Annotated in this window: 12 protein-coding genes; 2 read left to right on the top strand and 10 right to left on the bottom strand. The window is 39.7% G+C overall.

The window, feature by feature from the left end; genetic code table 11:
* Positions 1-14: 14 nt before the first annotated feature.
* The 3 genes from Ga0466249_RS04965 to Ga0466249_RS04955 all read right to left on the bottom strand — a co-directional run bounded on the left by Ga0466249_RS04965 (position 15) and on the right by Ga0466249_RS04955 (position 2,523).
* On the bottom strand, positions 15-968 hold the full coding sequence (locus Ga0466249_RS04965) for a DUF979 domain-containing protein (RefSeq protein ID WP_215828343.1): 954 nt from the start codon (positions 966-968) through the stop codon (positions 15-17).
* Positions 965-1,681 (bottom strand): DUF969 domain-containing protein, encoded by a 717-nt coding sequence (locus tag Ga0466249_RS04960; protein WP_246588482.1) that lies wholly within the window; start codon positions 1,679-1,681, stop codon positions 965-967. The genes Ga0466249_RS04965 and Ga0466249_RS04960 overlap by 4 nt, the downstream gene beginning before the upstream one ends.
* Before the next feature lie 65 nt (positions 1,682-1,746).
* Positions 1,747-2,523: a LamB/YcsF family protein gene (locus Ga0466249_RS04955; RefSeq protein WP_215828342.1), complete on the bottom strand. Its 777-nt coding sequence runs from the start codon at positions 2,521-2,523 to the stop codon at positions 1,747-1,749.
* 267 nt (positions 2,524-2,790) lie between these two features.
* On the opposite strand from Ga0466249_RS04955, the gene htpG reads away from it, so the two are divergent.
* Positions 2,791-4,749, top strand: a complete 1,959-nt coding sequence (htpG, locus tag Ga0466249_RS04950) for a molecular chaperone HtpG (protein WP_215828341.1) — start codon at positions 2,791-2,793, stop codon at positions 4,747-4,749.
* Between the two features lie 85 nt (positions 4,750-4,834).
* Here htpG and Ga0466249_RS04945 read toward each other — a convergent pair whose 3' ends face one another.
* The 4 genes from Ga0466249_RS04945 to Ga0466249_RS04930 all read right to left on the bottom strand — a co-directional run bounded on the left by Ga0466249_RS04945 (position 4,835) and on the right by Ga0466249_RS04930 (position 8,201).
* Positions 4,835-5,593, bottom strand: a complete 759-nt coding sequence (locus Ga0466249_RS04945) for an amino acid ABC transporter ATP-binding protein (RefSeq protein WP_281422574.1) — start codon at positions 5,591-5,593, stop codon at positions 4,835-4,837.
* Positions 5,594-5,605: 12 nt separating this feature from the next.
* Entirely contained in the window at positions 5,606-6,259 is a 654-nt protein-coding gene (locus tag Ga0466249_RS04940; protein WP_215828340.1) for an amino acid ABC transporter permease, read from the bottom strand.
* A gap of 107 nt (positions 6,260-6,366) precedes the next feature.
* On the bottom strand, positions 6,367-7,152 hold the full coding sequence (locus Ga0466249_RS04935; RefSeq protein WP_215828339.1) for an amino acid ABC transporter substrate-binding protein: 786 nt from the start codon (positions 7,150-7,152) through the stop codon (positions 6,367-6,369).
* A gap of 176 nt (positions 7,153-7,328) precedes the next feature.
* On the bottom strand, positions 7,329-8,201 hold the full coding sequence (locus Ga0466249_RS04930; RefSeq protein WP_215828338.1) for a LysR family transcriptional regulator: 873 nt from the start codon (positions 8,199-8,201) through the stop codon (positions 7,329-7,331).
* 148 nt (positions 8,202-8,349) lie between these two features.
* Here Ga0466249_RS04930 and Ga0466249_RS04925 point away from each other — a divergent pair, with 148 nt between their 5' ends.
* Positions 8,350-9,528 (top strand): NAD(P)-dependent malic enzyme, encoded by a 1,179-nt coding sequence (locus Ga0466249_RS04925; protein WP_215828337.1) that lies wholly within the window; start codon positions 8,350-8,352, stop codon positions 9,526-9,528.
* 220 nt (positions 9,529-9,748) lie between these two features.
* Here Ga0466249_RS04925 and Ga0466249_RS04920 read toward each other — a convergent pair whose 3' ends face one another.
* From Ga0466249_RS04920 to Ga0466249_RS04910, 3 genes are all read right to left on the bottom strand, one after another.
* Entirely contained in the window at positions 9,749-10,216 is a 468-nt protein-coding gene (locus Ga0466249_RS04920; protein WP_215828336.1) for a chemotaxis protein CheX, read from the bottom strand.
* Positions 10,216-11,079 (bottom strand): response regulator, encoded by an 864-nt coding sequence (locus Ga0466249_RS04915; RefSeq protein WP_215828335.1) that lies wholly within the window; start codon positions 11,077-11,079, stop codon positions 10,216-10,218. The genes Ga0466249_RS04920 and Ga0466249_RS04915 overlap by 1 nt, the downstream gene beginning before the upstream one ends.
* Before the next feature lie 168 nt (positions 11,080-11,247).
* Entirely contained in the window at positions 11,248-14,172 is a 2,925-nt protein-coding gene (locus Ga0466249_RS04910) for an ABC transporter substrate binding protein (protein ID WP_215828334.1), read from the bottom strand.
* Positions 14,173-14,291: the final 119 nt, after the last annotated feature.

The raw sequence follows: 14,291 nt of genomic DNA, 5'->3' as shown, positions 1-14,291 counted from the left end.
CTACATTTTTTTCACTAAAAAGCCAAAAAGTACATTAAAAACACGTTCGCTGTTAATAGTAACAGAGCCGTGGGAATCTGAGCCTTGATGACACCATTTTTATCAGGCAAATCAAGTAGCGCTGCCGGAACAATATTATAATTGGCTGCCATGGGCGTCATTAAGGTGCCACAATAACCGGAGAACATGCCAATGGCTGCCAAGACTCCCGGATTTCCGCCATGCATTTGAACAATCAGCGGCAATCCAACACCTGCCGTCATGACAGGGAAAGCAGCAAAGGCATTCCCCATAATCATGGTAAAGAGGGCCATACCTACCGTATACGCCAAAACAACCATAAAACGATTATCAACAGGAATCGCTGAGCTTACCAGGCTGGACACAACTTGCCCAACACCTGCAGCGGCAAACAAAGCACCTAAGGTAGCGAGCATTTGTGGCAGTACGGCCGCCCAGCCAATAGCATCAATTAAACGACGGGATTCTTTGAGCGAACGAACACCGGATTCTCTCGTCAACGTCATAGCGACGATTAAGGCAATCACACAGGCAACACCTAAACTAGCCAGTGTAATATTGCCTTTATCTAGTAAGGCCAAACCACCAATGTTGACATCCTTTAGTCCAACCGTGCCAATGACTGTAATCACTGGAATAAGCAATGCCGGCCAAAATAAACGATTTCCCAATTTTTTAGCCCTAGCCAACCGCTGTTCACTGGAAACTTCATCATAAGAACCTATGCGCACACCACCGCAACCGGCAATAATGGCCATGCCTATAACGATCACCCCCATATACATATCAGGAATGACATCGCCGAAAAGAAAGGAGATAGCAAAAAGTCCCCAAAAAGTGGCTGTTAATATTCGCTTAGAATTACTCTTATCACGCAAAGCAAAGAAGGCAATAACAGCCATAAAAATTCCCGTCAGATAATAAATATAGTTTAAACTAATAATCATAGGGCACTAGCCTCCTTCTGCTCTACAGGCTGTTTCACGGAACTTTCCGTTTCCTGCTTTATTCCATACTCTTCTGCAATTTTTTTATCCAACCAAAGCAATCGAACGGTATGAATAATAAAAGCCAGAATGGCTGTGGGAATCCCCCATACTGCGATTTGCAAAGGCTCCAACGAAATGCCATTTTGCTCTAAAAAGCCCTTCATAAGCAAAACACCACCAAAAGCGATAAAAATGTCTTCGCCAAAAAACACGCCCACATTATCAACTGAAGCGGAAAATTCTTTAATCTTATTGTGTGTTTTATCAGACAGGGTTCCGTATTTATTTTCAGCTGCCGCTTCTGCCATCGGTGCAATTAAGGGGCGTACCATTTGGGCATGACCACCTAACGCCGTTAAACCAATCGCTGCTGCTGCCTCACGGATGAACAGATATAATACCAGAATACGCCCCGTTGTAGCCCCCTTAATAAGACCAATCAAATTCTGTGCTTGTTCTTTTAAACCATTTCTCTCTAACAGACCAATAACAGGTAATGTAAGAATGAAGAGGGATAAATAGCGATTTTTTACAAAGGCCTGACCGAATATGGCGAGAATTTTTTCAACAGGCACCTGACCGGCAAGCCCTGTCACAATACCAGCAACTACAACAACAAGTAGTGGATTAAACCGTAAAGCAAAACCAACAATGACAACAACAATTCCCATTAATGTTAACAGAATCCCCAACTCCCTTCAAATGCTACAAAAATAAATTCATAATTTGTTATTCTTTAACTTCTATTTTTCGAATCGCCTACGGCCTGAATAGCGATTTTGGCATAAGAAAGAGACTCACGAATTTGACGAGCAAAAACAAGCGCCTGCGATCCATCACCATGGAGACATACCGTGTCAGCCTGAATGGGAACTACTGTTCCTTGCTGCGAAAATACCGTTCCTTCTTTAACCATACGAATAACTTGCGCTACAGCTTGTTTATCATCCTTAATAAGAGCCCCTTCCTCACTGCGTGGCGTTAATAAACCATTTGTTTGATAGGAGCGATCAGCGAAAACTTCCTGGGCAGTTTTAAGACCGATTTTCTCGCCTGCCTTCACTAATTCACTGCCTGACAGACCAAATAAAATCAGTTGTCCGTCAATGTTATAAACGGCTTCGGCTATTGCCTCAGCAAGATCCGGCTTTGTTGCTGCCATATTATAAAGAGCACCATGCGGCTTTACATGCTGCATATTACCACCTGCTGCCCGCACAAATCCATACAAGGCCCCAATTTGATAGACAACCATATCATAGGCTTCTTGCGGCGAAATATTCATGTCCCGTCGACCAAAGCCAACCAAATCAGGAAAACCTGGATGAGCTCCAATACCAACACCATTTTCAAGCGCCAAAATGACTGTCTTGTGCATCACACTAGGATCTCCTGCATGAAATCCACAAGCAACATTCGCCGAAGTCACTAAACGAAGAATTTCTTCATCGACACCCAGTTTATAGGCACCAAAACTCTCACCCAAATCGCAATTCAAATCGACTTTGTACATATTCATTCCACCTTTCGCTACAATATAAAAAGGCACTGCAAACAAGGTTATCCCTTATTTGAAGCGCCTTTGCTTCCACTACACATATAATATTATTCATTATAGCATCAAAGGGTCTCCTTGTAAATTTAAAAAAATAGCTGTCATTGAATCTTTTTTACAATTTTTTACTTGTACTTTTCCTCGTAATTTATCAAAATAGTAGTAAAGCATAAAACAGCTGTTCCATCAGCTTAAGCTTTTAAGAAACTAACGGGAGGATTCACGATGACTCAAGAAACAATATCGAAAGAAACGCGCGAATTTCAAACAGAAACAAAGCAACTTCTCGACCTCATGGTTCATTCCATTTATACGAACCGGGAAATTTTCCTGCGCGAACTCATCTCCAATGCCTCAGATGCCATTGACAAGATTCATTTTGAATCTTTGACAAATCGCGACTTGCTTGAAGGTAATTCGGACTTCGAAATTATCCTCAAACCTGATGAGGCAACACATACCTTAACCATTTCCGATAACGGCATGGGCATGACACATGATGAAGTGATTGCAACCATTGGCACCATTGCCAAATCAGGAACAAAATCATTTCTGGAAAAATTAAAAGACAGGGGAAATACAACAGACAATGAACTCATTGGTCAATTTGGCGTAGGCTTTTACTCGGCCTTTATGGTAGCTAAAAAAGTAACGCTTCTCACACGTGCACCAGGTCAGACAAAGGGTGTTAAATGGGAATCGACTGGCGATGGAACGTATACCATTGAGGAATGTGATAAGGAAAGTCGGGGTACGACGATTATTTTGACTCTCAATGATGAAACAGACCAGAATGATCACCCTGATGAAAACTTCCTCAATCGCTATACCCTGGAAAGTCTCGTCAAAAAATACTCCGATTATATTCGTTATCCCATCAAAATGGATTTTATTAAGGAAGAAAAGCCGCGTGACGCTGAAGGAAAAGAGATTGAAGATGCACCTGTAACAAAGACCGTTGAAGTACGTACCCTAAACTCCATGACACCACTCTGGACACGTAATAAAAGTGAAATTAAGCCTGAAGAATATCATCAGTTCTATAAAAATCTCTTTCAAGACTGGGAAGACCCCCTCGAGATCATTCACTCCAAAGTAGAAGGGGCTGTAGAATATACAACTGTTCTATTTATTCCTTCTCATGCCCCCTTTGATTTATATACCAAGGAATCAGAATCGAAAATCATGCTGTACTCCAAACATGTTTTTGTCATGGATCATTGCAAGGATCTGCTACCTGAATATTTACGTTTTATGCGCGGTCTCGTCGATTCTCCAGACTTCTCACTCAACATTTCCCGTGAGATTCTCCAGCACAGTAAACAATTAAAATTAGTAGGAAAAAATCTTGAAAAAAGCATCTTAAAAACATTAGAACGACTGTTAACAAATGATCGTCCTAAGTATGAAAAGTTCTGGAAAGAATTTGGTACAGCCATTAAAGGCGGTGTTTACACTGATTTTCAAAACCGTGAGAAATTGCAAGATCTACTGCTATTCCCTTCTTCTCATGGTACAGATGAACTGACAACATTAGCTGATTATACAAAACGGATGCCCGAAAATCAAAAAGTCATCTACTATGCTACAGGCAAAGACTATGCTTCTGTCGAACGCCTGCCGCAAATGGAACTTCTGCATGACAAAGGCATTGAAGTCATCTACCTGTTTGAGCGCGTCGACGAATTCGCTATTGAGGCGCTCAAAGAATATAAGGGAAAAGCCTTCCATTCTGTCAGCCGCGGCGATCTAAACCTTGATGACAAAGATGCTACAGAATCAAAAAAGGAAGCTGAAGAAATATTAAAAGATAATGAATCCTTAATTAAAGCCATTACAGACCAATTAAAAGATAAAATTTCTTCCGTTAAGATTAGTAACCGTCTAAAATCCAGCGCTGTTTGCCTTGTTAGTGATGATCAAGGCATTAGTCTTTCCATGGAACACATTCTTTCCGAAATGAATCAAACCATGCTTAAAGCTAATCGCATTCTAGAATTAAATCCGAATCACGAAGTCTTCACCAAATTAAAGACGTTACATGAAACAGCAAGTGATTCTCAAACTTTTAAAGACTATTGTGATCTTCTCTATGATCAGGCCTTGTTAATTGAAGGGCTTCCTCCTGAAGATCCCATTAGTTTCGCTAACAAAATTGCCAGCTTAATGGCCCAAACTAAGTAAAAAAAACGTCAATTATGCCCATAAAAAATGTGCGTATCACTTTTCAGTGATACGCACATTTCTATTTTCACAACACGCTATTTGTTTATAACATGCTATTTAAAAAGGCCTGCGTACGCGATTGCTGGGGATTTGTAAATATCTCTTCCGGCGTGCCTTCTTCAATAATATCGCCATCAGCCATAAAAATAACCCGATTGGCTACCTCACGGGCAAAAGCCATTTCATGGGTAACAACAATCATGGTCATATGTTCCTGCGCCAATTTGCGCATGGCTTTGAGTACTTCTCCCGTTAATTCTGGATCTAAAGCCGATGTTGGCTCATCAAACAGCATAATATCAGGCTGCATCGCCAAGGCTCTGGCAATAGCCACTCGCTGTTTTTGGCCGCCTGACAATTGTGATGGATAGTTTGCTTTTTTCTCAAGCAACCCAACCTTGCGAAGTAATTCCTCAGCCTCAGGAAAAATAGCTTCTCGCTTCATTCCTTTCACAATCATGGGAGCTTCAATCACATTATCAATCACGGTCATATGAGGAAAAAGATTAAACTGCTGAAAAACCATCCCCATTTTATTGCAAATTCTGCGGGCCTGCTTATCCGGCACATACTGACACTGTCCAGCAGCATTTTCGGTAACAAGTACTTCACCCTCGATTTCAACCGTCCCATGATCGATGGTCTCTAATCTGTTTAAACAGCGCAGCAAGGTACTCTTTCCTGAACCAGAAGGACCGATAATGGCGACAACTTCACCTTGAGCCACTTCCATGTTAATCCCTTTTAGCACTTCAATATTATTAAAACTTTTGAAAATATTTTTTATTTGTATCATCTTCATCAAAATTCACTCCTACTCATCATAGGCGGCATAGCGCTGCTCCAGTTTTTTGAAAATCCAAGTAAGCACGAGTGTCATAGCCAAATAAAATATACCAGCAATAAAAAAGGGAGTCATATCAAATTCACGCTGCACAATCGTTCGAGCTGTTCTAAGTAAATCATTCATAGCAAGTATATAAATGAGCGACGTGTCTTTCACGAGGGTAATGGTCTCATTGCTTATAGGCGGCAAGACGCGCTTAATCATCTGAGGAATAATAATCCTTCGCATGATCTGCAAATAATTCATTCCTAAAGCCCGACCGGCCTCATATTGACCTCGTTCAATCGACTGAATGCCAGCGCGGAAAATTTCAGCAAAATAAGCGGCATAGTTAAACACGAAGGCAAGCAGGGCTGCTGGAAAATCAGGCAATCGAATGCCTACATAGGGAATGAGAGGTAATGCATAATAAACAAAAAGCAATTGAAGCATAAGGGGAGTTCCACGCATAAGCCAAATATATACTTCAACTAAAAAACTTAAGGGCTTATATTTCGATATACGAACTAATGCTAACACCAAACCGAATGGCAATGAAAGCACTAATGTAATAAAAAACATTTGCAGTGTCACACTAGCCCCATCAAGCATGGGGCCAACCATAGTTAGAATTTTCTCCATAAATATCTCCTCGTCAATTTGCCTTCAAACACAGCTTTCATTATAACATAGCTGCGAGACAAATGAGAAGGCCAATGGCAAAACACCATTAGCCTCCTTTAACTACTTTACTTAATAATTAAATCAGCACCAAACCATTTTTGTGATATTTTAGCAGAAGTTCCGTCTTTCTTCATTTCATCCAATACCTTCTGTACTTTATCACGCAATTGTTGATCATCTTTGCGGAACCCAATACCAAGGACGCCAACTTCACCAATGACTTTATCTAACACAATGTATTTATCAGGATTCTTCGACATAAAATACTTTCCAAATGTTTCATCTGTAATGACTGCATCAACACGACCTGTTTGAAGATCCATAAAGGCTTCAATACAATCGGAGTATTTCCTTACTTCTTTAAACGAAGCCTTCATCTCCTTGTTCGCTTCAATGATTTCATCGGCTGTACTGGTATTTTGAATACCCACTACTTTTCCTTTTAAATCATCCAGGCCCTTGGCAGTAGAATCTTTTGGAAGAAAAATAAGTTGTTTAGCATTCATATAGGGCTCACTAAACAACATATTTTTTTTGCGGTCTTCCGTGATATTCATGCCGTTCCACAAAGCATCTACGCGTTTACCATTTAATTCAGCCTCTTTACTGCTCCAATCAATGGGCTTAAACTCTACTTCAATGCCTAATCTCTTAGCAGCTTCTTTCGCCATATCTATATCAAAACCAACAATATTATTTTGTTCATCGCGAAAGCCCATAGGAGGAAAATTATCATCCAAGCCAACAACAATTTTTTTCTGTTCTGGTGCCTTCGTAGCCGTACTGCCACACCCCGCCAATACCAGACCAGAAATCATACAAACAACTAAAAATGCAATTATTTTTTTCATCTTAAATCCTCCGCTCAACTAGATTTTCAACTTATAAACTGTATTATACTTTATCTCATTAAAATAAGAAAGAATTAAATCGGTGCAATTATAAAACTTTAAAGCATTTTCCTTTCAATAGCTCCTTCAACCTCACTATTTTACTTGATTTCATCTATCCCGCATTTTCAGGCTGGCTACTGAATACGCGTGCTCATATATTCGATAAAGCTTTGCGAAGCCTTTGATAAATAACGATCTTTTTTCCATGTTAATCCAATTTCAACAAACAGGTGACTCTCAAGGGGAATACAATGAATACGCTGATCCGAAGCCGCAATAACATCGAGTAAAAAAGATATACCAACGCCTGTGGCAATTAATCCCTTAATCGTATCAATCTGACTGGATGACAATATGATATTCGGATCAAAACCATATTTTTTACATTCATGCAAAATAATCCGTCTATGATAAGTATCCTCTTTCAACAAAATAAACGGCTCATGCTGTAACGCATCAAAATTGACACTTGTTTGCTCCGCCAGCGGATGTAACGGTGAAAAACAAACAACGATCTCACTTTTAGCAATGCGTTTTGCGTTTAATGTCGATGACAAATCCGATGTGATAACAATACCTAAATCCAGTTGATCTTGTTCTAGCATATTGCGAATAGCTAAAGACCCTTCTTCAATCACCATTAATTCAAGCGCAGGATAAACCTGCTTAAAACCGGCAAAAATATGAGGAAACAAATAAGAACCAATCATCGGCGGAACACCCAATTTAATGGTACCTTTTTTTAATTCTCGATACTCATTCATTTCCAGAATTACGTCTTGCGCCCGATTCAATATATCCTCCGCCCGCTCAAGAAAAATTCGGCCTTCTGCAGTCAGAGTAAATTGTTTGTGACTGCGCTCAAAAAATTGCACGCCCACTTCTTCTTCCAATTTTTGAATGGCCACAGAAATAGCCGGCTGTGCCACATGAAGATACTCTGCAGCTCGTGTCATATTATTTAGACGGCAAACCATTCTAAAATATTCTAACTGTCTTAAATCCATCGGGCCAGCTCCTCTACCATAGATTGCATTTATTATAACATAAACAGCCGTTATTTCACTTTTCTGTGCAATAAGACTAAACTGTAAATAAATCATTTCTTCAGCAAAAGGCTGAACGAATTTATTTTACCGAAAGAAGGGCTCATTCATGGATATTTATGAAAAATCATTGGCTTTACACAAACAACTCCGAGGAAAAATTGCCATAACGAGTAAAATGTCTGTCACAAATAAAAACGATTTAGCCTTAGCCTACAGTCCCGGCGTTGCAGAACCTTGCCGCCAGATTGCTAAAAACGAAGAAGACGTTTACGACTATACAGCAAAGGGAAATATGGTCGCTGTTGTCTCGGATGGCTCAGCCGTACTCGGACTAGGGAATATTGGTCCGAAAGCAGCAATTCCGGTTATGGAAGGAAAAGCTATTTTATTTAAAAATCTCGCCAATGTCGATGCTGTTCCCATCTGCCTGGATACACAAGATACGGAAGAAATCATTAAAACTGTAAAATATCTAGCCCCAACCTTTGGTGCTATTAATCTTGAGGATATTGCTGCACCGCGGTGCTTCGAAATTGAACGGCGCCTTAAAGAAGAACTTGATATCCCTGTTTTTCATGATGACCAACATGGTACGGCCATTTGTGTATTGGCTGGTCTCATTAACGCCCATAAAGTTGTCAACAAGGACTTAACAGAAAGCCAGATTGTCATTAATGGCGCCGGTGCTGCAGGCATTGCCATCGGCAAACTGCTGCTAGCTTATGGTGCCAAACAAATTGTCATGGTAGATAAAGAAGGCATTATTAATCACAATAATCCTCAAACCTTACTTAATGACGGTCACAGAGAAATAGCCAAGGTAACGAACCCCGAACAAAAGACAGGTAATCTGAGAGCTGCATTAATCGGTGCCGATGTATTTGTCGGTGTATCCAGACCGGGCCTCGTGACGAAAGAAATGGTTACTACTATGAATAAAGATGCCATTTTATTTGCCATGGCCAATCCTGAACCAGAGATATTTCCTGATGAAGCCAAACAAGGCGGTGCTGCAGTCGTTGGAACAGGCCGCTCTGATTTTCCAAATATGATTAACAATGTCGTGGCTTTTCCTGGAATGTTAAAAGGAGCCCTCGCTGTCAGAGCCAGTGACATCAATCAAAATATGTATTTAGCTGCTGCTATTGCCATCGCTAACAGTGTCAGTGCGAGTGAACTCACCGCTGATTATGTATTTCCAGAACCTCTTAATCCCAAAACAGCCTGTATCGTAGCTAAGGCAGTGGCTCAAGCGGCAAAACATTCCGGCGTAGCAAGAATCTAACAAGCGAAAAAATCCGCTAACGCGGTCTTTAATGCAACCCAGCAGGTACAGAAATCGTATTCTATAAGCGGAAGTCAAGTAGAACGGTGGAGCGCCCGCAATACGATTCCTGTGCCGTTTCAACTTATACTTTCTATATGCAAAAAAATGAAGCGTATCCTACCTACGCTTCATTTTTTGTCTATTCTCTTAATTAGAAATGATTCATAATAAGCCAAAATCACGCTGAAGCTACAGAGATATGCACTTCAATGGGAATTTCATCCACAATGACTTCAACAATAATCTGCTTTATATTTCCTGATGTACTTGCATGACTATCCCCCACAACCAGTGTGGGCGTCGAAATATCAATAATCGTGCCCTTCTGTTCAAATAATATGGCTGCATTCGCTGCAAGCATATTACCCAATTCCGAAATAGCTGATTCAGCCATCTCATCAAAAGAAACTACAGGCATACCCATCATCATTTTACTGGCAATTTTTTTAGCTGATTCCTCTGTCATATTATAAGCAATAGTCCCACGAATAGCATGCGTAATACCCACAACAGCCATGACACCCAAACTGGTAATTTTATTATCATCACTTACACTAAGTTGTCCACGCTTAATATTTTGAAAACCGATTTGCGGCATAACTGCGACAATTGCATCAATAAATGGTATAACCTGCCCTGCATCCATTATATCCCCGCCTTTTTAAAGCCCACACTAAGCCGGACTTTGCCATAAGGAGTCGTAATATCCCATGCATAAACATCAACATGAGGACTAGCTATTGAAAACTGATTACCCGAAAAAATGGCTGGCGGAGACACACGCAAACAAGCTCCGCGAAATTCTTTGTTTAACCGTGATGAAGCATTTCCTGCGACAATATTGGCAAATTCAGCAATAACATCATAGATTTGCTCTGTACTTTCAGGTTCTTGTTTAAGCAAGCGGGTAGCAAGATCTTTTGCTGTAGAAGGGGATAAATCAAAACTCATTCGTCCACTGAATTTTCCAGTAATACCCACAAGAGCCACTACGCCACTTGCGGGCAGCCGGGGTCCATGCATAATGGGTTCAAAATCAATATCTTTTACAAAACGCTGCATGAAAAGAATACAAGAAGCAATAAAATCTTCAGGATAGTGATTTCTAAAAACATCATCCTCTACGTTTCTTTTATGGATGCTCCGCAAAGTAGCCATCAGTTCTGGAGACTCAAAAGGCTTTTGAAGAAAAGCCGTAGCTCCATTCTTCTTGCCTAATTCCATAAGATCATCATCTTTCATACTCGATATGACCACTACTTTAGCTTCTGGTTCCTCTGCAACAATCCGTTTAGTGACTTCCAATCCGTCCATTTCCGGCATAACAATGTCCATTGTAATAACATCAGGCCGATAAGTTCGATAACTTTCAAGAGCCGATTGAAAATCATTTGCAAAACCTACGACATCAAACTGCAGTGGATCTAACGAATCAGCAATAAGCTGACAACTAAACGGAGAATCATCTACAATAAGCACACGAATTTTTTCACTCTTCATCTCTTCCATATACTATCCTCTTTTCTCCATAAGGATATTTTACTCGTCCGACTGATCAAGTAGAAACGAACCATAAAATCCTTTTATACATAATAATTCACGTTTATAGTTATTTCCCCATATTTATCAATTTTCCTGCCTTTATAGCCTTTTATCGGTCGCGATTTACCGATTTTTCTAAAATAAACGCCCACTTTCTAATAGCTCACGTACTTTCCCCTCTGGAACAGGCCTGCTAAAGAGATATCCCTGAACAGCTTCACAATAATACCGTCTTAATATTTCCAATTGTTCTTCTGTTTCAACACCTTCTGCAACCGTCTTAATATCCAGCAAATGAGCTAATTCAATAATCACTTCCGTCAATGTTTTGCCCACTTGCTCCCTCTTTAGATTATCAACAAATGATTTATCAATTTTAACAACGTCAATAGGCAAGTCTTGCAGATATTTTAAAGAAGAATAACCCGTACCAAAGTCATCCAGATAAATCGTAATTCCAAGCTTCCTAAGCGCCTCAAGCTTATGAACATTCAAATCAAGCGATTCCATAAGAATACTTTCCGTAATTTCAAAACCAATATAACGGGCATTAACGCCTGTTTCAGCTAAAATAGTCTGCACTGATTCAACAAAATCATTTTCAAGCAATTGGACAACTGAAATATTCACTGTAACCGTAAGCTCTCCATAGCCTTCATCATACAATTTTTTAATAAACAGACAAGCCTGCCTAAGAATAAATTGCCCCATGGGAATAATAAACCCTGATTTTTCAGCAAAACCAATAAACTCCAGCGGCATCATCCAGCCGTATTCTTTACTATGCCAACGAACGAGAGCTTCAAATCCGCTAATACTATGGCTAGACAAACAGATCTGAGGCTGATACCAAAGTTCTAACTCACCTTTTGACAATGCTTCCCGCAAATGTCTCTCCATATGAGCCTGCTTTTGCACATGTTCGGCCAGTTTTTCATCAAAAAAAGCATATTGATTCTTTCCATTACTCTTTGCTTTATACATGGCTAGATCAGCATTTTGAAGCAATGTATCGGCTGTTACCCCATCAGAAGGAAAAAAGGTAATGCCAATACTACAGGTTACATGCGTTTTTTTCTCCTCTATAATAACTGACGTGCTAAAAAAATCTTTCAATGTTTTAACATAATCACAAACTTCTCGTTGCGTTTGAAGTTGTTTAAAAAGAACGACAAATTCATCGCCACCCATACGAGCGATAAATTGTGACGTACCGCATAAATTGCGCAACTGTTTAGCAATTTCAATTAGGAGTGCGTCACCATAAGAATGACCTAGTGTATCATTGACGACTTTAAAATTATCCACATCAATAAAGAGTAGCGCTCCCCCTTCACTCTGATCGCTGCCTCCAGCCAAAATAGTTTGTAATTGTTCATGTAATGCCGTTCGATTAGCCAATCCAGTCAAGGAATCATAATAAGCTAAATAGTGAATAGATGCTTCACTGGCCTTCCGCAGCGTAATATCGGTCAATGATCCCGCCATCCGGGTGGGATGCCCCTTGCCATTAATAAATGCTTTCCCGCGAATGAGTATCCATTTCAATTCTTTTGATACATTCAATCGATACTCACAAGCATAATAAGCACTTTTTCCGCTAAGATGATCACGTAATGCATCTATCATCTTCTTTTGATCTTCAGGTAATACTATTTTTCGCAAAAAGTCCCTACTACTACAAATTTTTTCCATTTTCCTGGCCAAAATAGTGTCACATCGATCAGACAAATACAATTTATCTGTTATAATATCCCAATCCCATAAACCATCATTCGCCCCATCAAAAGAAAGCTGGTACCGTTCCTGGCTCTTTTGAAGAGCACACTGAGTGGCTGAAAGTTCTTGATACTGCTTGTGAAGTGTATCCTCTGACGCATATACTTCCTCATAAAGAGCCGTTAATTCTTCATTACTCTTTTTCAGAACGTTTTCCGCCGACTTACGTTGTTTAATATTTCTCATTAATAGCAGAATATAGACAATCATCATGAAAAAAGCACTGATAGTCATCCAAATCCCCTGCCAGTACTCATCATAAAAAGACCAGGGATGATTAATAACCTGACTATCAGCAGGAACCTTATCAAGAGAAATTCCATAACGTTTGAGTGCTTGATAATCCAGCATAATGACATTCCTCGGAATATTGATTGGCGCAACAGCGGAAGCCTTTTCTCCCGCTAAAATTTTTAAACCTAACTGTCCAGCTTGAATGCCTTGGCTTTTTCCGCTCAACACACTGCCGCCAACAGTGCCCGACCCCATTTCAAAATCATACAAAACATAGACAGGGACACGACTGTTGCTACTAAACATTTTGACATAACGTTCAGGCTCCATCGTTGTTTCTTCGGCATCACGACTGTAAGAAGCCATCAAGACGGCACTATTATCAGGAAGTTGTTGGAGTTCATGATTAATGGTATCATTATTCTTCCCATAAAAATATTTTATCGAAAGATCCGGGTTGGCGTCGCAAATATCTTTTTCAATCAAACGACTCGATTCTAAGCCGCTTTCTGTATCATCACCTAATAAATAAATCGTTTTGAGTTTGGGGTTAAAAGTCCTCATCATCTGTAAAGTACCTAATGTATCCATTTTTTCATAAACGCCTGTAACATTGGATTCACCTGCTATAAGAGCTAAGGCAGCTGTACCATATACGCCCGAAAAAACGACAGGTACATTTTGAAAAAGTTCGCGACGATGTTCCATCACAAATTTTAAAGCCGCGTCATCTGTTGTATAAATCAAATCCAACTTCTTGGTTCCATATTTGATTTGAAGTAATTCCTGCTGTTCAAACAAATTTTCCTCATTAGGATGATTTTTCCAATCAAGATATTCGATAAAATAGGTCGCATCAATATTCGTTTGCTTGAATGTCTGAATAAACCCCATTGTTTGATCATCTGTCCATGAAAAATCGCGACTATAAGAATTAAGTATTAAAATATTTGGATTTTCATTCGCATGAGTTTTTGAAACATTCGCAAATGCACAGAACAAAACAAAGCTAACGTATAAAACAAGCCTCCCTTTTCCAGTCAGCAACTATGCTCCCTACCTACTTGACCTAATTAACGAATATTCGCTATGGTCATTTTATAAATTTGCCAATTTTTTTATTAACCCTGCTAAAAGGGACTTCAGAAATATTATTTAAAAAGAAC

It is taken from the genome of Pelorhabdus rhamnosifermentans, assembly GCF_018835585.1.
GTDB classification, from domain to species: domain Bacteria; phylum Bacillota; class Negativicutes; order UMGS1260; family UMGS1260; genus Pelorhabdus; species Pelorhabdus rhamnosifermentans.
The sequence above is the reverse complement of the archived record's forward strand: the minus strand, read 5'-3'. Positions and strand labels throughout refer to the sequence as shown.

Bases quoted from the DNA above. Each gene is read 5' to 3' on its own strand.
- htpG (WP_215828341.1), top strand. From the start codon at position 2,791: ATGACTCAAGAAACAATATCGAAAGAAACGCGCGAATTTCAAACAGAA.
- Ga0466249_RS04955 (WP_215828342.1), bottom strand. From the start codon at position 2,523: ATGTACAAAGTCGATTTGAATTGCGATTTGGGTGAGAGTTTTGGTGCC.
- Ga0466249_RS04925 (WP_215828337.1), top strand. From the start codon at position 8,350: ATGGATATTTATGAAAAATCATTGGCTTTACACAAACAACTCCGAGGA.
- Ga0466249_RS04930 (WP_215828338.1), bottom strand. From the start codon at position 8,201: ATGGATTTAAGACAGTTAGAATATTTTAGAATGGTTTGCCGTCTAAAT.
- Ga0466249_RS04945 (WP_281422574.1), bottom strand. From the start codon at position 5,593: ATGAAGATGATACAAATAAAAAATATTTTCAAAAGTTTTAATAATATT.
- Ga0466249_RS04965 (WP_215828343.1), bottom strand. From the start codon at position 968: ATGATTATTAGTTTAAACTATATTTATTATCTGACGGGAATTTTTATG.
- Ga0466249_RS04935 (WP_215828339.1), bottom strand. From the start codon at position 7,152: ATGAAAAAAATAATTGCATTTTTAGTTGTTTGTATGATTTCTGGTCTG.
- Ga0466249_RS04940 (WP_215828340.1), bottom strand. From the start codon at position 6,259: ATGGAGAAAATTCTAACTATGGTTGGCCCCATGCTTGATGGGGCTAGT.
- Ga0466249_RS04960 (WP_246588482.1), bottom strand. From the start codon at position 1,681: ATGGGAATTGTTGTTGTCATTGTTGGTTTTGCTTTACGGTTTAATCCA.
- Ga0466249_RS04915 (WP_215828335.1), bottom strand. From the start codon at position 11,079: ATGGAAGAGATGAAGAGTGAAAAAATTCGTGTGCTTATTGTAGATGAT.
- Ga0466249_RS04920 (WP_215828336.1), bottom strand. From the start codon at position 10,216: ATGGATGCAGGGCAGGTTATACCATTTATTGATGCAATTGTCGCAGTT.